The organism is Deinococcus piscis (assembly GCF_014653275.1).
Lineage (GTDB): Bacteria > Deinococcota > Deinococci > Deinococcales > Deinococcaceae > Deinococcus > Deinococcus piscis.
Genome location: NZ_BNAL01000003.1, coordinates 125,948 through 144,234 on the forward strand (window position 1 = coordinate 125,948; position 18,287 = coordinate 144,234).

The window sequence follows — 18,287 nt, forward strand, 5'->3', positions numbered from 1 at the left end:
AGCGGTGCTTTGCGGGCAACTTCATCTGGTGATGGCACGCCGGATATTGCCGCAGGGCATTTCATGTCGCGCGCCGGGTATCTCAGAGTCCAGGGTGGCCTTCCGCACGAGACCCGCCCACCCGCACTACACCTGTCCACCCGCACTACACCTGTCCACCCGCACTACACTTGGAAGCGTGAAAGTTGCTTTGCTGACCACCCCGCAGGCCCGTTACGCTGACTACTGGCGAGCCTTTCTGAGCGAGCTGGACCTAGAACCTGCCCGGCCACGCGCTCCTTATGACACCTGGCTGGAAGCGGGCCGGGGCAGCTTGCCCGGTGAGCCGCTGCTGGTGCAGCTGGCTCTGGGTGAGATTCTCAGTCTGGGCACTCAGGTTGACGCGGTCTTGGTGCCCGCCGGGCTGCCGGTGCATGACGATGCCTGGAGCGGCGCTTTTGCCGAATTGCTGCCTCAGCGCATTGCTGGTTTGCCTCCCCTGGTGGCTGTGCCCGACGAGCCCCAGGCCCTTGCAGCGGCGGCGGCAGACTTGGGACAGCGCTTGGTGGGCAACGCCGCCCTGGTGCGCCGCGCCCTGGAGCAAGTGCAGCCGCTGGGCCAGCCGGAGCGCCGTGAAGAGTGGCCGGCGCTGCAACGCGCTTCGCAGGTTAGCGTGGGTGTGATTGGCCCCCGCAGCCTGCTGGCCCACCCGGAGCTGAGTGCGGGGCTGTGGCAGGCGCTCAGCCGCTACAGCCTGTTTCCGGTGCCCGCCCATACGCTGCCCACTTCGCAGGTCTCGGACCGGGGCGAGCGCCTGAGCGACCCGCGTGCTCAGGCCGGTGACCGCTGGTTGTACGGCGCAGCGCGGCTGCTAGAAGGCAAGGGGGCCGTGCAGGGGCTGGTGCTGGTGGCCCCCATGCAGGACGCAGGCCTCCAGGCGGCACTGGAGCGGGTGGCCGCTGAACTGCACAAGCCCACGCTGCTGCTGACCCTGGACGCAGGCCAAACCGAGTGGCCTGAGCTGGCCGGGTTCGCCGCTCGGCTGGGTGCAGGGACCGGAGCCGAGTAACCTCAAAAAGACCTCCCCCAGTTCGCAGGCTGGGAGAGAAGAGAGGGCTGCGCTTTATGGCCTTAGCGCGAAACGCTGATGTTCATTTTGGCGGCGCGCAGGGCAGGAGCGCGGTGCAGCGCCTTGTTGGCGTACAGCAAGCGGCCCTGACGGTCATACACTTTGGCGCGCACGGCGTAGATGCTCTGGGGGTTCAGGCGGTGAGCGCTGTACTGGAGGCTGTAGGGCGTAGAGAGTTTGGTGGCTGCGAAGCTCACCTTGAGGTAGGTGGAACGGTGCGCGAGGTTGGGGGCTAGTTCCTCAATAGAGACGACCACTTTGCTGCCTGCTGGCAGGCGCATATCGCTGGGAGCCACCACGCGGCCCTGGAGGTGACGCCAGCCGCTGGGCAGGTCGCTGGGGGCTGTCATGGCCGTGGCCTGGGCGCTGCTGGTGGTAGGAGTGCGTGCTGGTGCAGGTGTACGCACTGGAGCCGGACGGGTCACTGGCGCGGGGGTGGCCGCAGGCGTCCGGGCCGGTGTCACGTTGCGTACGTCGCTGGGGCGGGTAATGGTGACATTGCCGATGGTGGTCTGTGCGGCGGCGACGCCGGTCAGAAGGGCGGCCAACAGGGTGAGCTTCACTTTCATGCCTTTTACCATAGTGATTTCGCAGCGCCGAGAAGTGTGCTTCCTCTTGCCATTCTCTGTAGGTCTGGGCCTGAATGACCAACCGCCGTCCGGCCCAATGGCTGACGGCGGTTGGTTGTTGAACGGGGCCTCTGGTTAGAAGCGCATATCAATCTTGAGCTTGGCAGCCACGTCGCGGGGCAGCGGCTGGCGGGCGTCGGACATATACAGCATCTCGCCGTCCGCGCTAAAGACCTTGGCCTGAATCACGTAGTCGTATTTGGCGGTGTTCATGCGGGCCGGGTTGTAGTTGATGTAGTACTCGGTGGGCAGCACCTGAGCGCCGAAATCCACCAGCAGGTGCGGGATGTGCTGGCCAGTGGTGCGGTTCACGGCCTCAATCGCCACCTGCACTTTGCTGCCAGCGGGCAGGGTGACAGCTTTGGAGCCGAAGATATCGCCGCTGAGATGACGCCAGCCAGCGGGCAGGTTGCTGGGGGCGGCAGTAGGCGCAGCCTGGGCCACGGCGCTGGTCACGGGTTTGGCTGGAGTGGCGGGCTTGGCGGTAGTGCTCGTGGCAGCTGGTTTGGCTGGCGCAGCCTGCGCGGGAGTTGCGGGCGCTGCTGCAGGCTTAGGTGCAGCGGGCGCAGCCTGTGCCGGGGCGGGTTTAGGCGCGGGGACAGGAGCAGGCTTAGGCGCAGGCTGAGGAGCCGGGGTGGTTGTAGCAGCGCTCGCGGCAGGGCGGGGCGTGGCCGGCGTGCTGGCCGCGCTGGTGCTGGTAACGGAGCTGGTGCTGTTGGCCGAGCTGGGCGGCGTCACGGTGCGGACAGGGGGCACGGCAGGCTGAAGCGGCTGCGCTGGAGCTACCTGTTCCTGTACGGGAACTTGCTGGGCAGGGGCCTGCGGCGGCTGGGGCACTGTGATCGGCTCCACTGTGGTTTGCGTGGCGGTGCTGGTCGGCACGGGGGCCACTTGCTCGACCTGTTCGGTGGCGGCCTGGCTCGCTGCCGGAGCAGTCACGGGCTTGGTCAGCGTGACCTCGCCAATAGTGGTGGTAGAAGTCGCGGTGGTCTGCGCCCAGGCAGCACCGGCCATCATGGTGGTTAAGAGAGCAATCTGACGGTTCATGACCTTTACTTTAGGAAAGTCTCTGGCTCTGAAATAGTACCCTTGCCGCAGTATTAAGATGCACTTAGAGAAGTTTCATCCCGCGAAAGCTCAGAGGATATGTTGGCGACGCGAAGAAGCCACCCTTTTGAGGATTGAGGACTCATCTGCTCCGCCTTTCCCGTAAGCTGGGCAGCATGGCTTCCCCGCTTCCCCATCACCGCGACGCTCTCACGCAGCTCAGCTGTGACCCGGTGATGGCCGCGCTGATTCGCGACTATGGCGATTTGCCGGTGCTCACGCCGGTCACCGACCCCTTCGCCCGACTGATTCGCTCGGTGGTGGGCCAGCAGCTGAGTGTCAAAGCGGCCCGCAGTATCTATGCGCGGCTGGAAGAACGGCTGGGTGAGGTGAATGCCGCCAACCTGCTCGCTGCTAGCCCCGATGACCTGCGTGCGCTGGGGCTGTCGTGGGCCAAGGTGGCGTCCGTGCAGGACATTGCGCGGGCCGCGGCTGAGGGGCAAGTGGATTTTGCCGGACTGGCCGCCCACAGTGACGAACAGCTGCTGGCCGAGCTGCTGCCGCTGCGTGGCGTGGGCCGCTGGACCGCCGAGATGTTCATGATGTTTGCGCTGGCGCACCCGGACGTGTTCAGCTTTGGCGACCTGGCACTGCGTAAGGGCCTGGAGCGCCACTACCCAGGGCAGGACCACGCGGCCGTGGTGCAGGGCTGGTCGCCCTACCGCACCCTGGCCGCCCGCTATCTCTGGGCCGACCAGAACGCCAATCCGGGCATCTGAGCCGCCGTTAGACTGTCTCCTATGCCCGATACCGCTGGCCCACAGGTTCCGCCCGCTTTCAGCCGCATCCTGCCTGTCGCCCGCTGGGAGCCGGTCACCCTGGGCGAGTCGGGGGCCGAAGTCTGGCGTTCCACCCGCCATATCCTCAAGATTCAGCCGCACCGTCACCCAGCGGCCACCTCGCTGGCCGACGAGCGCGAGCGGCTGCGCTGGCTGGCGGGGCGCGTGCCGGTGCCGACGGTGCTGGGCTACGTGACCGACAGTGCCCAGGAGTATCTGGCGATGGAACGTGTGCCCGGGATTCCCATGAGCCACCCGGACGCCACGCTGCATGCGGGGCGCATGGCGGACTTGCTGGCGCGGGCGCTGCGGGGACTGCACAGTCTGCCTGCCCGTGACTGCCCCTTTACCATGACCCTGCCGGTCAGCTTGCGGCTGGCCCGTGAGCGCGTCGAAGCCGGACTGGTGGATGAAAGCGACTTTGACCCCCAGCGCCAGGGACAGACAGCGGTAGACGTGCTGGTCTGGCTGGTGAACCACCGCCCCCAGACCGAGGACATCGTGGTCACGCACGGCGACGCCTGCTTGCCCAATTTTATCGTGCAGGGCGAGTTCGTGGAGGGCCTGATTGACGTGGGCCGCGCTGGCCTGGCTGACCGCCACACCGACCTGGCGCTGGCGGTGCGCTCCATCCGCCGCAACCTGGGCAGCAAGTGGGTAGACCCTTTTCTGGACACCTATGGCCGCGAACTGGTGGATGACACCAAGCTGGACTATTACGCTGCGCTGGACGACCTGGCCTAAGTGGTAAACGAAGGAGAAAGCAGCAAGCCACGATATTTGTGGCCTGCTGCTTTTCTCCTTTCAGTCTACGGGACCTTTACTCGAAGCTGCCAGCCTGAATCACCACCAGGTCATCCGGGTGGATGTACTTCACGAAGGCGGCCCCTGCCTGCTCTGGGGTCACGGCGGCAATCCGCTGCTCCCACTCCTGACTGAAGGCGAAGGTGCGGCCCAGGTCGGCTTGCTGAAGCAGGAGGCTGGCCAGGGTGCCGTCCTGCGTGCGGGCCATGCGGGCTTCTTGCAGCAGCCCAGTCTTGGCGTTGTTGATCTCGGCTTCGGTAAAGCCACCCTGCGCCACGCGGCGGAACTCTTCTTGCAGGGCCGCCGAAAGCTTCTCGCGCACCGCCGGATTGTAGATGGCATATGCGCTCAGGACGCCCTGTTCATCGCGGCTGGACAGCGCCACTTGCGCCCCTACACCGTAGCTGAGGCCGTCTTGCTGGCGCACCCGGTTCCACAGCCGCGAATCGGTGCCTGCTCCGAAGACCCGCAGTGCCACTTCCAGGGCGGCGGCGTCGGGGTGGTCGTCACGCAGCGCAAAGTTCTGGGCCGCGACATATACGGCGTTGGCCTTGTCCGGCACGTTGATGCTGCGCTGAACCCCGGCGGGGCGGGTCAGTGGCGGCACGATGCGCTCATAGGCGGTGGGGCTGGTCCAGCCGCCCAGCAACTCCGGCACGGCGGCGCGAATGGTCTGCGGATCAAAGTCGCCCACCACGCTCAGCTGGGCGCGGCCTGCTCCCATCACGTTCTTATAGTAGTCGCGCACGTCCTGTACGGTCACGGCCCGTACATCTTCCAGTTCCTCGTCCAGCGTAGGCACGTAGAACAGGTCGCCGCGCCGGGCCTCTGGCGGCATGAAGATGCGCGCCAGTTCCTGAGCAGCCACGCTCTGCGGTTCACTGCGCCCCGCTTCCAGTCCAGTCAGGGTCAGGGTTTTCAGCTCAGCCAGTTCGCTTTCGGGGAAAGTCGGCTCTCGCAGTACGCTGCGCAGCAGGTCCAGGGCTTCAGGGAGGTGCTGGCGCTCGGTATCCAGGCTGACCACCAGCCCTTCAGCGCCCCCCGACACGCTCAGGTTGGTGTTGATGGCTTCCAGCCGGTCACGCAACTGCTGGCGGGTCAGGCCCGCGCTGCCACGGGTCAGCAGCTCGCCCAGGAAGTCGGGGGCTGCGCCCGCTTGGCGCACAGTTTCAGGGGTGCCGTAGTCCAGCGCCAGCTGTAGCTGCACGCGGTCGCCACGGGTTTCTTTGGGAAGCAGGGCCACTGCCACACTGCCGATGGTTTCGCGGATGACCCGCTGTTCCAGGGCGGCTGGGGTCACATCCAGCACTTCGCCCGCATTCAGGGCCTCACCTCCCACAAAGTCCCGCAGCACCTCCTGGGCACTGGGGGCCTGGGCGATGTCCACCCGGTCCGGCTGAGCTGTGGGAATAAAGCGGCCCAGGGTGCGGTTGCTGGGCTTGAGATAGGTGCGGGCGACGCGCTGCACGTCGGCGGCGGTCACGCGGGCGACAGCGTCACGGCGCTCCAGCAGCAAGCGCCAGTCTCCGGCAGCAATCGCTTCGCTCAGGGCCACACCGACCTGCCCCGGCTGCGTCATCAGCTGCTGGTGCTGGGTGGCCAGGCGCTGCTTGGCACGGCTCACTTCTTCGTCAGTAAAGGCTTTGTCGCCCGCTTGTTCCAGCGCAGCGAGCAGCGTGGCCTGCGCCCGGTCCAGGTCATCGTCCTTGTCCAGCAGGGCCAGGCCAATCATGAGCCCTGGCTCGCCGCCCGTGAGCGGAAAAGTGCCAGTGGCGCTGGCCTGCCCGCTTTGGACCAGGGCCGCGTACAGCCGCCCGCTGGGTTCATCGCCCAGCAGTTCATTCAGTACCAGCAGTGCGGGGTAGTCGGCGTGGCGCACGCTGGGCACGTGGTAGGCCGCCATCAAGGCCTGAAGGTCACCCACGCGGCGCACAGTCACGCTGCGCTCGCCGTTCTGGGCGGGTTCGCGGGTGTACTGGGCAGGCAGCGTGCGGGTAGGCGCAGGAATCTTACCGAACTCCTGGGCAATCAGCCCCAGCGCCTGCGCTTCATCAAAGTCGCCGGCCAGCGTGACCACTGCATTGTCGGGCTGATAGTAGGTGCGGTAAAAGGCTTGCAGGCGGCTGATCGGCACATTCTCCACATCCGAGCGGTTGCCGATGGTGGAGTTGCCGTAGTTGTGCCAGTCGTAGGCCACCGATTGCAGTTCCTTGAGCGTCAGCCCGATGGGGCTGTTCTCGCCTGCTTCAAACTCGTTGCGGACCACCGTCATTTCGGTCTTGAGGTCGTCTCCGCTGATGCGTGAATTCACCATGCGGTCTGCTTCCATCGCAATGGCCCACTGCAGGTTGTCGCCCGTGTTGTTCAGCGTCTCGAAGTAGTTGGTGCGGTCCAGGCTGGTCGTTCCGTTGAAGTTCGCCCCGCGCTGTCCGAGCGCTTCCATCAGGTTGCCGCTGGTCTCGGTGCCCTTGAACACCAGGTGCTCCAGCAGGTGGGCCATGCCCGTTTCGCCGTAGTTCTCGTGGACGCTGCCCACCAAGTAGGTCACGTTCAGCGTAAATTTGCCGGCGGACGCGTCAGGAAACAGCAGCACGCGCAGGCCGTTGTCCAGGCGGTATTCCTTGATGCCCTCGGCCTGGGTCACGAACGTCACTCTGGCGGGAAGGCCGGATGGTTGGGCTGCCGTGGTGGGGACAGGCTGCACTTTGGGCAGCTTGCCCGGTTGCACCTCGCCGGAGCGGGTGCCGGGTTCGTCACGCAGCGGGGGCATGGTGGCCGAGACCTGCTGCACTGGCCCTGTCCGAACTGGGGCCGCAGGAATCAGGCTGTCTGGTGCGGTCCTCACAGTCGGCTGGGGCTGCCCGCCCCCAGAGAGTGCGGCCAGCGCAGCACTGCCCAGACTGAGACTGACGGTCCAGAGTAAAAAGCGTGTCCTATGTTTCATTGTTTCAGCGTAACAGGTTGATAGAAGGCAAAAGTCATCCTTTCGTTGGAGCCATCCAGCTCATTTCTGAGGCTGCTTCTAAGCCTGTTATGCCCAGAGACTTATGCCCAGAGACCGGGCCTCTTAGAAAGGGGCCAGTCGGCGGCCACTTGCGGGGAGAGCTGCGCCGGATTCGCAGGGCGGCCTTGCTATGCTGCGGCAATGTCCAAAACATTTGAAGAGAAGCTGCGTGAGTACGCCCGTGTGCTGGTGGGTACGGGTGTGGGCCTCAACGCTGGCGGCAAATTGCTGATTAGCGCGCCCCTGGAAGCGGCCCCCCTGGTCCGTGAGATGGTGGCCGAAGCTTACCGACGTGGCGCTCTGGATGTGCGTGTAGAGTGGCGCGACGACCAGCTGGAGCGGCTGCGCTATGTGGAGGGCAGCCGCGAGGCCGCGCTGTTTATGCCCGACTGGGTGATGGAGCAGGCCGAGCGGATGGTGGATGACGGCTACGCCCGCATCGGCATTCGTGGCGATGACCCCAACCTGCTGGCCGGAGTGGACGGCCTACTTATTGCCGAACGCACCAAGCGCGGCGCAGAGCTGAGCCGCAAGGTGTCGGCGGCCATCAGCGGCCACACGGTGGACTGGACCCTGGGGGCCATGAGTACGCCCGCTTGGGCCAGCAGCGTGTACCCCGACCTGCCCGAAGCCGAGGGCGTAGCGCGGCTGTGGGAAGACATCTTTACCGTGTCGCGTATCAACGAGGCAGACCCGGTGGCCGCCTGGCAGGCACACACGGACCGCCTGGCCCGGCTGAGCGCGTACCTCAACGAACAGCAGTTCAGCGCGGTGCATTTCCGCAGCAATGAGGGCACTGACCTCACGGTGGGGTTGGCCGACGGTCACATCTGGGACGGCGGGGCCATGACCGGCCCGACGGGCACGCGCACCGTGCCCAACATGCCCACCGATGAGGTGTTCACTGCGCCGCACCGTGAGCGGGTGGATGGCGTGGCGGTGGCAACCAAGCCGCTGTCGGTACGCGGCACCCTCATCAGCGGCATCCGCATGCGCTTTGAAGGAGGCCGCGCCGTAGAAGCCAGCGCCGACACCGGCCAGGAGACCTTGCAGCAGTTGCTGGACACCGACGAGGGTGCCGCTTACCTGGGCGAAGTGGCGCTGGTCCCGGCCTCAGCCCCAGTGGCGCAGACCGGCAGCCTGTTCAACATGACCCTCTTTGACGAGAATGCCGCTTCACACATCGCTCTGGGCCGCTGCTACTCCACCAATGTGGAGGGCGGCAGCGACGAGCAGCAGCTGGCCGCCGCCGGGGGCAACCGCTCCCTGATTCACGTGGACTGGATGATTGGTAGCCCCAGCACCGACGTGGACGGCCTGACCAAGGACGGCAACCGCATCCCGCTGATGCGCGGCGGCGAGTGGGTGGTGGACGCCGCCCGCTGAGGCTGCAAAGCAGGAAGTACCAGGGAGAAAGCAGAAAGCTTGAAGGGAGCAGTATCAGCCTGCTCTGCCTCAAGCTTTCTGCCTTTAGCCTGCTGCCTTCTCCCTGACCTGCGCCACAATCAGGTCAATGACTTCCTGCGCGCTCAGTTCGCCGGTATCAATCACCAGGGCGTCGGCGGCAGGCAAGCTCTGGGCAGCGTCGCGGGTGTCGCGTTCTACCAGGGCCGCTTCGATGGCGTCCAGGTCTTCGGGGCGCTCGGCGCTGCGCCGCTCGGCCCGCACGCGGGGGCTGGCAGTCAGGTAGAACTTGGCCTGCGCCTGTGGGAAGACGTTGGTGCCCATGTCGCGTCCCTCGGCCACGAAGGGAGCGGGCAGTGCCCGCAGCTGCTCATCCACCCAGGCCCGCACCTCTGGGAGCGCGGCGTAGGCGCTGACGCCTTCATCCACCCGCGTGGCGTGCAGGTCGTCGGTCAGGTCGCGTCCCGCCAGATGCACCCGGTTGCCCTCGGCGTGGGGTTCCAGTCGGGGCGGCTGAGCCTGCAAGCGCTCCAGCACGCGCAGGTCGCCGCCCGGCAGTCCACTTTCCAGGCCGTGCAGGGTCACGGCGCGGTACAGCAGCCCCGAACTGACATACGGGACGCCCAGGGCGCGGGCCACCCCGGAGGCCACCGTACTTTTGCCGCTCGCCGCTACGCCGTCAATCGTGATAATCACGCCCCGCAGTGTAGCGGCTTGCATCGAAAATGCCCCGGCTGTGTAGTTAGTTAGCTGTCGCTGGATACAAAGTGCCGTGCCAGCAGCCGCACAGCGCCCAGATGATAGGCGCTGTGTGCCAGCGTGGCGAGGGCGTCAGTGCTGAGGTCCTCGTTCCAATCGATGATCTGCTCAAGCTGGGTCAGCAGGGCGTGATATTCGCTGGCGAGCTCGCCTTGGAGCTCGGCCCACCCCGGTTCGTCCACTTCCGAGGGCTGCCAGCTGCCCGGCCAGTCGGCTATGAAGTCATCGCCCGCCAGATAGGTCCGCAGGGCGCGGAGGTAGTAGCGGGTATGCCCCACGTGCGCGGCGATACTGGGAGCGTTACCAGTGCGCTCGGACGCCTGAAGGGCGCTCAGCCCGCTCAGAGTTTCCAGCAGGCTGCCGCGCCCCCTGCCGTCGATATACATACTGCCCTGTCCGCCAGTGCCTTCAAAAGTTTCGCGTAGCAGGTCCCGCAGAGGCGCTGCGAAAGGGTTGGGGTGGGATAAGGTCATGGATGGGTCCTCCAAAAGTGAAACTGGGCTGTAAAACGGTTGCCGTATGCGCCGGAGCGCTGCACTGAATTGCCGTCTGCCATAAACATCACCTGCCCACTTGGGCCTGAAGGAAAGTGGCCCGAAGGTATCACGCCGCGCTCCAACCCACCTCCAACCCGCACCGCTAGACTGCCTCCATGCGCCTGCTGCTGCTCGAAGACGACACCCGCATTGCCGAGCCCACCCGTGAGGCCCTGAGCGAGGCGGGCTACGACGTGACCTGGGTGCAGACCGGCGACGACGCGCTCGAAGCCGCCGTGATGGGCGACTATCCCCTGGCCGTGCTGGACGTGATGGTGCCCGGTGAGCTGGACGGCTTCGCAGTGGCCGGGGAAATGCGCGAAGCGGGCCTGGACACGGCCATCCTCTTTCTGACGGCACGCACCGAGGTTGAGGACCGGGTGCATGGACTGGACATCGGCGGGGACGCGTATTTGACCAAGCCGTTTGCCATGCCCGAGCTGCTGGCGACCCTGCGTGCCCTGACCCGCCGTGAGCGCGGCCAGAGTGCGCCGGTGCTGCATTTCGGTGATGGGCGCGGCACCCTGGACACCGTGGCCCGCACCGTGACCTGGGACGGCGAAGAAGTGGCGGTCACGGGCCGCGAGTACGCGTTGCTCGAAGCGCTGACGCTCTCGCCGGAGCGCTGGTTTACCCGCGAGGAATTGCTGGACCGCGTATGGGGAGCCGAATTCGACGGCGAAGCCCGCATTGTGGACGTGTACGTGCGCTACGTGCGCCGCAAGCTGGCCCCCGAAGCCATCCGCTCGGAGCGCGGGCGCGGCTACCGGGTGGAAGGTTGAGGGTGGATGGGGGATGGCCAGCCGCTTTTTTCCATCTCCCATCACCTCTCCACTACCCCACATGCGCCTGAGCCTCCGTGCCCGCCTGACCCTGTGGGCGGCCCTCGCCACGGTGCTGGCCGCCCTGCTGGTGTCGGGCGGCATCTATCTGACCATGCGGCAACTGCTGTATCTCTCCGAAAAGGAGCAGCTGCTCAGCAGCGTGCTGATTGTGCAGTCGCGGGTCGAGCGCGAGGTGGACCGCGCTGGCGGGGCTGAAAGTCTGCGCTGGGTGTGGCTGGACCTCTCGCAGATTGCCAGCGAAAACGTGCAGACCCAGAATCTGGACCTGCGGCTGGTGTCGCAGGTGGGTGAGCAGTGGTTCTACAACCAGACCGTGCATTTTCCCCAGGGGTTGCAGCTGGATTTGCCGGTCAACCTGTACCAGCTGCGCGGCCAGGATAAGATGATTGCCGTACGCGAGCTGCGCACCTCTGGTCCGCCGCTGATGCTGACGGTCATGACCGACACTGGGTCGCTGGGCCAGGCCAACAAAGCTTTTCGCCGCGCCTTTTGGACCCTGCTTCCGCTGGCGCTGGTGCTGGCGCTGGTGCTGGGGTGGACAGTATCGGGGCGGTTGCTGGCCCCAGTGCGGCAGCTGGAAGTGGCGGCCCGCGAAGTGGGGGAGAGCGGCGACCTCCGCCGTCCACTGCCGCTGACCGAGCAGGGCGACGAGCTGGGCTTGCTGGCCCGCGCCCTTCAGGGCACCTTTGGGCAACTGGCCCAGGCCCGCGAGCGCGAACAGGACTTTGCCCGCGCCGCTGCCCACGACCTGCGTTCCCCGCTGGCGGCCCTCACGGCGCGGGTGCAGGGCAGCCTGAGCCGCCCCCGCAGCGCTGAGCGCTACCGCCAGGACTTGCAGGAAATTGGCACTGACTTGGAGCGGCTTTCAGACCTGACCACACACCTGCTGCTGCTGTCGCGCGACCCTTCTTCGGTCTCCCGGCAGCCGGTAGCGCTGCCTCCCCTGGCTGCCGATGCCGTAGACCGCGCCCGCGAGCTGGACGAGCTGGCTGATGTGGACCTGCAAGTGGCTCCCAGTGGCCGCGTCCTGTGGACCGAGGGCGACCCGGTGCTGCTGGGCCAGGCCGTGTGGAATCTGGTGGTCAATGCGATGCGTTACGGCGCTGGCGCTCCGGTGCTGGTGCAGTTGGAGAGGGTGGGGGAAGAGGCCCACATCTCAGTGCAGGATGAGGGCCCCGGCGTCTCTCCCGAGGTGCTGGCGCAGCTGGGACAGCCCTTTTACCGTCCCGATGCTTCGCGGCAGGGGCAGGCGGCGGGCGGCGGTCACGGGCTGGGTCTGGCGCTGGCGCAGCGGGCCGCCGAGGTTCATGGCGGGCGGCTCGAACTGACCAGTGTGGAGGGCGCGGGCTTCACAGCGCGGCTGGTGTTGCCGGTCCACCCAGCTCCCGCCACGGGGCACGACTGAGCAGCAGGACTGATCTACACTGTCCCCCATGACCGCTGCTGCCGCCTCACAGTACCAAGCCCTGATTCTTGGCGGGGGCGATCCAGGCGACCCTTTTGCTGTCTCGCATGGCGTAGCAGTCAAAGGACTGGTGCCGGTGGCCGGGCAGCCAATGGGGCTGCATGTGCTGCGGGCCGTGCGGGCCAGCGGTCAGGTAGGGCGGGTGGCTTATATCGGCCCCACCACGCCCGAGATGGACGCCCTGATTGACCTACAGCTGCCAGACCGGGGCAGCCTGCTGGACAACCTGACCGCTGGGCTAGAGGCGCTGGGTGACAGGTCTGGGCGTGCTTTGGTGCTTACGGCTGACATTCCCATGTTGACCGCCCAGCAGCTGAATGATGTGCTGGCACAGGCCGCTGAGCAGCCGGGTGCAGGGCTCCTGTATCCAGTGGTCCCGCGCGAAGCCTGCGAACGCACTTTCCCCGGCGTCAAGCGGACTTTTGTGCGGGTCAAGGATGGCACGTTTACCGGCGGCAACCTTTTCCTGTTCGACCCAGCGCTGGTGGGGCAATTTCTGCCCAGATTGCGGGCCGTGCTTGACGCCCGCAAAGCGCCCCTTAAACTGGCCGCCCTAATCGGTCCAGGGGTTTTGCTGCGGCTTCTCACTGGCCAGCTGACCGTGCGGGGTCTCGAAGAAGCGGTCAGCCGCCTTCTCGGTGTCCAGGCGCGGGCCATCATTACGCCGCATGCTGCCGTAGGCACCGATGTGGACAAGCCCTCCGACCTGGCACTGGCCGAAGCTTATTTGTCGCAGGCCCAGTAGCGCTGAAATCCTGAGCTACCAAGTCAGGATTTGGCCCGCCCAGACGTGATTCCTTCAGAGAAATGGCCCTTGTCATCCGATAGGGGGCCGGGGCATACTGCCGCTATGCCTCACATCATCACTTCCCCCTGTATCGGTGTCAAGGACCAAGCCTGCACCGAAGTTTGCCCTGTCGAGTGCATCTACGACGGTGGTGACCAGTTCCTCATCCACCCCGACGAGTGCATTGACTGCGGCGCTTGTGTGCCTGCTTGCCCCGTCAACGCCATCTTCCCTGAAGAAGACGTGCCCGACGAAGAAACCCCCTTTATTGCCAAGAACGCTGAATTTTTCGGCGTCTGAACCTATGCAGCACGTGGCCCGGCAAATGCACTGCCGGGCCAATTTCGTTTGGAGTCTTGTTGCGTTCAGCCGTTCAAGATGTCTTCAATTCGTGCAACGACATCGTCACTCAGCCGCACGCCGCCCGCTTTGACGGTGTCCTCAATCTGGCTCACCCGGGTTGCGCCGGTAATGACGCTGCTGACCCCTTTTTGCCGCAGAATCCAGGCCAGGGCCAGCTGGGCGCGGGTCAGGCCCAGGTCATCGGCGATAGGTTTCAGCTCGCGCACGCGCTGCACGTTGCTGTCGGTCAGAAACTTCTTGGCCCAGTTCTCGTTCTCGCCCAGGCGGGCACCTTCGGGCACGCCATTGTCGTACTTGCCGGTCAGCAATCCCATCGCCAGCGGGCTCCAGACGACCAGGCCCACGCCAGCTTCCTCGGTGTAGGGCAAAATCTCATTTTCTACCCGCTCACGGGCAATCATCGAATATTCGGGCTGCTCCACCACCGGTGCGTGCAGGCCGTGGGCGCGGGCAAATTCCACCGCCTGGGCGATGCGGGCAGCGGGCCACATGGACGTGCCCCAGTACAGCGCCTTGCCGTCGCGGATGACCTGGTCAAAGGCCATCACGATTTCTTCCATCGGCACATTGGGGTCGTAGCGGTGTGCGAAGTAGATGTCCACGTAGTCGGTGCCCAGGCGGCGCAGGCTGCCGTCAATGCTTTCCAGCACATGCTTGCGGCTGAGGCCCTGGTCGTTGACATCGTCGCTCATGGGCCAGTACACCTTGCTGGACAGCACCAGGGTGTGCCGGGGCAGCTCGCCGAGGACTGCGCCCATCATCTCCTCGCTTTTGCCTTTGGCATAGACATCGGCTTGGTCAAAGAAATTGACGCCTGCGTCATAAGCGCGGTGAACGATGTCACGCACCGTTTGCTGCTCATGCACGCTGTGGCCGTAGGTGACCCAGCCGCCCAGCGCCACTTCCGAGACTTTCAGTCCACTTTTGCCCAATTTGCGGTATTCCATGTTCCTACTCTAAGCCCGCTGGCCTCAGAACACCGTCAACCTGTCACGAACAATCATCCGGTATGAGCAGCACACAGGATGAAAGCCAACAAACGACAAAAGTAATAGGGAGAGGAGCCATTGTTGGCCCCTACTCCCTCCTGTCTTGGCTAGTACCGGTAGGGGCCAGTCAGCCCTCAGCCGCGCCTCGGCCCAGGACGGGTGCCGCTTTCTAGCGGAATGTTGGCCGACAGGACCATCTTGTCGCCCATCTGCTCCACTTCAATGGAGCTTTCGCCCGCTGGGAAATGCTTGCGGACCACTTCCAGCAGGTCGGCGCGCAGGGCGTCAATCTTGCCGGGCGAGACGTTGGCCCGGTCATAGGCCAGCACCAGCTCCAGCCGGTCACGCAGGGCCTCTTTGCTGCGTTCCTCGCGGCTCTTGAACCAACCAAACATCAGGCACCTCCGAGCAGCTTACGCAGCCGCGCCCAGAAGCCACCCGCAGGTTCTTCGCCGTAAACCGGGAAAGGTACGTCCTCACCGCGAATTCGGCGGGCCGTATCCATAAAGGCCTGACCGGCTCTGGACTGGCCCAGGACCGCTGGCTCACCCACGTTGGTCGAGACGATAATGCCGTCGTCCTCAGGAATAATCCCGATAGGCTTGACGTTCAGGATATTGACCATATCCGCCTCGCTCAGCATGTTGCCGCTGGCGACCATCGCAGGGCGCAGACGGTTGATCACCAAGCGGATTTCGCCCACCTGATGCGCTTCCAACAGCCCGATGATGCGGTCAGCGTCACGCACGCTGGACACTTCAGGGTTAACCACGACCAGTGCGCCCTGTGCAGGAGCGGCAGCCGTCTTAAAGCCCGATTCGATGCCGGCAGGGCTATCCACCAGAATCCGGTCAAAGCCTTCTTCATTCAGCAGGCGGTCAATCACTTGCTTAAAGACTTCAGGGTCAAGGGCATCCTTGTCGCGGGTCTGCGAGGCAGGCATCAAGTACAGGTTCTCGACCCGCTTGTCACGGATCAGTGCCTGGTTCAGCTTGCACTTGCCTTCCAGCACGTCAATCAGGTCAAACACCACGCGGCTTTCCAAGCCCATGACCACGTCCAGGTTGCGCAGGCCCACGTCCACGTCAATCACTGCGGTTTTTTCACCCTGTTTGGCGAGGGCTGCGCCGATGTTGGCGGTGGTGGTGGTCTTGCCGACCCCACCTTTGCCCGAGGTCACTACGATGACTTTGGCGTCCATGAATTCCAATTGTAGCGTGAATGACGGGAACGGGTAAGCACTGCCGCGCCACCGGCAAAAAGGACCATGGCTTGGTGCAAGCTTGAGTGCATAGGGTCAGGTGTCCACCGCCTACGCACGCTATGGCCGGGCCTTAAGCTTTCAGGCCGCTGCTGGGGGCTGGTTGTCCCTGTGGGCCCTGGCCATGTTGGGCCAACCGTACACCTGCCGAAAGTCCGGCTTGAGCACCCAGCTGCCACGCCACTTTCAGCATGAACAGCACAGCTTCTTGGTCGCCAGCCTCTATCAGCTCGGCCAGATGTTCAGGCAGGCCGTCGGGCAGGGGCATGTCGGCCAGCTGCTCTCCATACTCCTGTTCTATCTGGGCGAACCACTGTGCATAAGCGTTAGTCATACGGTTTAATCTATCAAAACCCCACTCAAGTTATGTGACTATAGATTCATGGTGCGGGGCGATTCATTTGCAAGCGAAGCTGCGGTTGCGCTTGTCTCGGCGGTGCTAAGCTTCCCACATGACGGCAGAAATGTTCCCTGTGACGACCCCCGCTGCCCCGGCAGAGGCCAAGGTTCTCACCATCAGCGAATACGGGGCCCAGAAGGCTCAGAGCATCCTGGCAGGCAGTGGCAAGCAGGATGCTGGCGTGCGCGTATTTATCAAGAGTGGCGGGTGCAGCGGTTATCAGTACGGCATGGCCATTGATGACCGTGAACTTGAAGGCGACACCATCGTGCATGACCGGGGCGTCAAGCTGCTGGTGGATCAGGCGAGCCTCGCCCTGCTGCGCGGCAGCGAAGTCGATTTTGTCGAGAACCTGATGGGCGGCGGCTTTACCGTTCACAATCCCAATGCGACCAGCTCCTGCGGCTGCGGCCACTCGTTCCGCACCGACGGCGCTACGGCTCCCGAGGGTCAGGGCGGTTCCTGCAGCAGCTGAGCCCAGGGGCGTCCTTGTTGCAGCGCTTCTGCGGGGCTGTCAGGTGTAGCAGCTCAGCAGAAGCTGTATGGTGTCTGACTGTGAGCGTGACGGGGAAATGAGGGTCTTAGGTGTGGATCCGGGACTGGCCAATCTGGGCCTTGGCGTGGTGGACGGAGATGTTCGCCGCGCCGTTTGTTTGCACCAGGAGTGCGTGACTACGCCCAGTTCACAGGAAATGGGACAGCGTCTGCTCACCCTGCACCGCCGTATCGCGGCTGTCATTGACGAATTCCAGCCTGAAGCTGTGGCTCTGGAAGATCAGATTTTACGCCGTCAGGCCGACGTAGCTTTCAAGGTCGGCCAGGCTTACGGCGTGGTGCAGCTGACATGCGGGCAGCGGGGGCTGCCGGTGTATGGGTACGGCCCCATGCAGGTCAAAAAGGCCCTGGTAGGTACAGGCCGCGCTGACAAGGAACAGATCATCTATATGGTCCGGGCCAATCTGGGTTTGCGGGCGCTGACCAACAATCACGCTGCTGACGCTCTGGCACTGGCGCTCACGCACCTGGCTTCTGCCCCCTTGGTCAGTCGCAGTGCGTTGGAAGTGGCCCTTCAAGCCGCGCAGAAGCGTGGGCGTCGGCGCTGAGGCTGAGGGTTGAGGACTAGGGCAGAGAGGGGAGAACAGATATGAGCATGCAACTCTTCTCTCAGCTCTGGTCTACCTTCTCACTTTGTAGCCTGCTGACCGCAGCTTGGCTGTGGTTCTTCATCCGCCATGACCGCCATCCTGAGCCGCTCTGGCTGCTGGCCCGCACTTTCGGCTGGGGTGTGTTCGCCTGGCTGGTATCCGCCACGTTTGAGGCCAGTTTCGAGCAGTGGTGGAGCTGGCCGTTACTGCTGACTCTCCTGGCTGCGATAACGGAGGAGGGCTTCAAAATGCTGGCGACTTCCACCGCCCTGGCTGAAGAGGCCTTCGACGAGCCAATGGACGGTCTGGTCTATGCCGTGACTGCGGCGTTGGGGTTTGCTTATGCCGAAAATCTGACGTATGCCCTGGGGTTTGGTACTGGGGTGGCGGCTTGGCACATGCTGGTCACCACCTTGGCACATGCCTTATTTAGTGCGCCTCAGGGCTATGCCTTGGGCAAGCATTATCTGTTTCGCCGCAGCTGGTGGCGTTCACAGGGGTTGCTCCTGAGTATTTTTCTCCACTTTGCCTTCAATACCCTCTTGCTGGATGAGGCAGGGTGGATGCAGGTGCTGTTCCTCTTGCTGCTGCTCGCGCTCATGGCGGTGATGGCGCAGCGGTATTACCGCCGTTTCCGGGACTACGCGCGGCCCATTTGACCTGCCCCACACGTGGAAGTGCGGATATGTAGGGGAGGTCAAAGACAAGGCTTGACACGCCCCCGCGGGGCTTGTATAGTTTCTGAGCCTCAGTTGAGGCGAGCAGCATGACAAACGAAGAGCAATGCGAGAACAAGAGCATAATCCTGTTTTTGAAACACCGAGTCGCACCTATGGGTGCAGACAACGTTTTTAAATCTTGATGGGTCAAGATACTAAGGGCCCACGGTGGATGCCTTGGCA

The 18,287-nt window shown here is 64.3% G+C and carries 20 protein-coding genes; 11 read left to right on the forward strand and 9 right to left on the reverse strand.

Going from position 1 to position 18,287, the window contains the following annotated elements; genetic code table 11:
* The first annotated feature begins 178 nt into the window (after nt 1–178).
* The gene (locus tag IE158_RS02360; RefSeq protein WP_189642064.1) at nt 179–1,048 is read left to right on the forward strand and encodes a hypothetical protein; all 870 of its coding nucleotides are present in this window, start codon (nt 179–181) and stop codon (nt 1,046–1,048) included.
* 62 nt (nt 1,049–1,110) lie between these two features.
* Here IE158_RS02360 and IE158_RS02365 read toward each other — a convergent pair whose 3' ends face one another.
* On the reverse strand, nt 1,111–1,677 hold the full coding sequence (locus IE158_RS02365; RefSeq protein ID WP_189642065.1) for a YbaY family lipoprotein: 567 nt from the start codon (nt 1,675–1,677) through the stop codon (nt 1,111–1,113).
* A gap of 135 nt (nt 1,678–1,812) precedes the next feature.
* Nucleotides 1,813–2,784 carry a YbaY family lipoprotein gene (locus tag IE158_RS02370; RefSeq protein WP_189642066.1) on the reverse strand — a complete coding sequence of 324 codons (972 nt, stop codon included), beginning with the start codon at nt 2,782–2,784 and terminating at the stop codon, nt 1,813–1,815.
* Between the two features lie 176 nt (nt 2,785–2,960).
* Between IE158_RS02370 and IE158_RS02375 the strand changes: the two genes are divergently transcribed.
* Both IE158_RS02375 and IE158_RS02380 read left to right on the forward strand, forming a co-directional pair.
* Nucleotides 2,961–3,563 carry a DNA-3-methyladenine glycosylase family protein gene (locus tag IE158_RS02375; protein ID WP_189642067.1) on the forward strand — a complete coding sequence of 201 codons (603 nt, stop codon included), beginning with the start codon at nt 2,961–2,963 and terminating at the stop codon, nt 3,561–3,563.
* 21 nt (nt 3,564–3,584) lie between these two features.
* Nucleotides 3,585–4,367 (forward strand): APH(3') family aminoglycoside O-phosphotransferase, encoded by a 783-nt coding sequence (locus tag IE158_RS02380; RefSeq protein WP_189642068.1) that lies wholly within the window; start codon nt 3,585–3,587, stop codon nt 4,365–4,367.
* 76 nt (nt 4,368–4,443) lie between these two features.
* On the opposite strand, the gene IE158_RS02385 is transcribed toward IE158_RS02380, so the two are convergent.
* A complete protein-coding gene (locus tag IE158_RS02385) occupies nt 4,444–7,371 on the reverse strand; it encodes a M16 family metallopeptidase (protein ID WP_229838844.1) in 2,928 nt (975 codons plus the stop codon).
* A gap of 201 nt (nt 7,372–7,572) precedes the next feature.
* On the opposite strand from IE158_RS02385, the gene IE158_RS02390 reads away from it, so the two are divergent.
* Nucleotides 7,573–8,817 carry an aminopeptidase gene (locus tag IE158_RS02390; protein WP_189642069.1) on the forward strand — a complete coding sequence of 415 codons (1,245 nt, stop codon included), beginning with the start codon at nt 7,573–7,575 and terminating at the stop codon, nt 8,815–8,817.
* 84 nt (nt 8,818–8,901) lie between these two features.
* Here the strand turns inward: IE158_RS02390 and cmk are convergent, their stop codons facing one another.
* Both cmk and IE158_RS02400 read right to left on the reverse strand, forming a co-directional pair.
* On the reverse strand, nt 8,902–9,531 hold the full coding sequence (gene cmk, locus IE158_RS02395) for a (d)CMP kinase (RefSeq protein WP_229838845.1): 630 nt from the start codon (nt 9,529–9,531) through the stop codon (nt 8,902–8,904).
* A 50-nt stretch (nt 9,532–9,581) separates the two neighbouring features.
* A complete protein-coding gene (locus IE158_RS02400; RefSeq protein WP_189642070.1) occupies nt 9,582–10,067 on the reverse strand; it encodes a DinB family protein in 486 nt (161 codons plus the stop codon).
* A gap of 179 nt (nt 10,068–10,246) precedes the next feature.
* Here IE158_RS02400 and IE158_RS02405 point away from each other — a divergent pair, with 179 nt between their 5' ends.
* From IE158_RS02405 to IE158_RS02420, 4 genes are all read left to right on the forward strand, one after another.
* Nucleotides 10,247–10,912 (forward strand): response regulator transcription factor, encoded by a 666-nt coding sequence (locus tag IE158_RS02405; RefSeq protein ID WP_189642071.1) that lies wholly within the window; start codon nt 10,247–10,249, stop codon nt 10,910–10,912.
* A 61-nt stretch (nt 10,913–10,973) separates the two neighbouring features.
* On the forward strand, nt 10,974–12,380 hold the full coding sequence (locus IE158_RS02410; protein WP_189642072.1) for a sensor histidine kinase: 1,407 nt from the start codon (nt 10,974–10,976) through the stop codon (nt 12,378–12,380).
* A 28-nt stretch (nt 12,381–12,408) separates the two neighbouring features.
* A complete protein-coding gene (locus IE158_RS02415; RefSeq protein WP_189642073.1) occupies nt 12,409–13,185 on the forward strand; it encodes an NTP transferase domain-containing protein in 777 nt (258 codons plus the stop codon).
* Nucleotides 13,186–13,290: 105 nt separating this feature from the next.
* The gene (locus IE158_RS02420; RefSeq protein ID WP_189642074.1) at nt 13,291–13,527 is read left to right on the forward strand and encodes a ferredoxin; all 237 of its coding nucleotides are present in this window, start codon (nt 13,291–13,293) and stop codon (nt 13,525–13,527) included.
* Between the two features lie 65 nt (nt 13,528–13,592).
* Here IE158_RS02420 and IE158_RS02425 read toward each other — a convergent pair whose 3' ends face one another.
* The 4 genes from IE158_RS02425 to IE158_RS02440 form a co-directional block, all read right to left on the reverse strand.
* On the reverse strand, nt 13,593–14,537 hold the full coding sequence (locus IE158_RS02425; protein WP_189642075.1) for an aldo/keto reductase family protein: 945 nt from the start codon (nt 14,535–14,537) through the stop codon (nt 13,593–13,595).
* A 176-nt stretch (nt 14,538–14,713) separates the two neighbouring features.
* On the reverse strand, nt 14,714–14,974 hold the full coding sequence (gene minE / locus IE158_RS02430) for a cell division topological specificity factor MinE (RefSeq protein WP_189642076.1): 261 nt from the start codon (nt 14,972–14,974) through the stop codon (nt 14,714–14,716).
* Nucleotides 14,974–15,780, reverse strand: a complete 807-nt coding sequence (gene minD, locus IE158_RS02435) for a septum site-determining protein MinD (protein ID WP_189642077.1) — start codon at nt 15,778–15,780, stop codon at nt 14,974–14,976. The genes minE and minD overlap by 1 nt, the downstream gene beginning before the upstream one ends.
* 133 nt (nt 15,781–15,913) lie before the next feature.
* Nucleotides 15,914–16,174, reverse strand: coding sequence for a DdrH (locus IE158_RS02440; RefSeq protein ID WP_189642078.1), 261 nt, complete (start codon nt 16,172–16,174; stop codon nt 15,914–15,916).
* A gap of 118 nt (nt 16,175–16,292) precedes the next feature.
* Between IE158_RS02440 and IE158_RS02445 the strand changes: the two genes are divergently transcribed.
* From IE158_RS02445 to IE158_RS02455, 3 genes are all read left to right on the forward strand, one after another.
* Nucleotides 16,293–16,715 carry a HesB/IscA family protein gene (locus tag IE158_RS02445; protein WP_189642079.1) on the forward strand — a complete coding sequence of 141 codons (423 nt, stop codon included), beginning with the start codon at nt 16,293–16,295 and terminating at the stop codon, nt 16,713–16,715.
* A 97-nt stretch (nt 16,716–16,812) separates the two neighbouring features.
* Entirely contained in the window at nt 16,813–17,343 is a 531-nt protein-coding gene (gene ruvC / locus IE158_RS02450) for a crossover junction endodeoxyribonuclease RuvC (RefSeq protein WP_189642080.1), read from the forward strand.
* A gap of 47 nt (nt 17,344–17,390) precedes the next feature.
* On the forward strand, nt 17,391–18,044 hold the full coding sequence (locus IE158_RS02455) for a PrsW family intramembrane metalloprotease (RefSeq protein WP_189642081.1): 654 nt from the start codon (nt 17,391–17,393) through the stop codon (nt 18,042–18,044).
* The last annotated feature ends 243 nt before the right edge of the window (nt 18,045–18,287 follow it).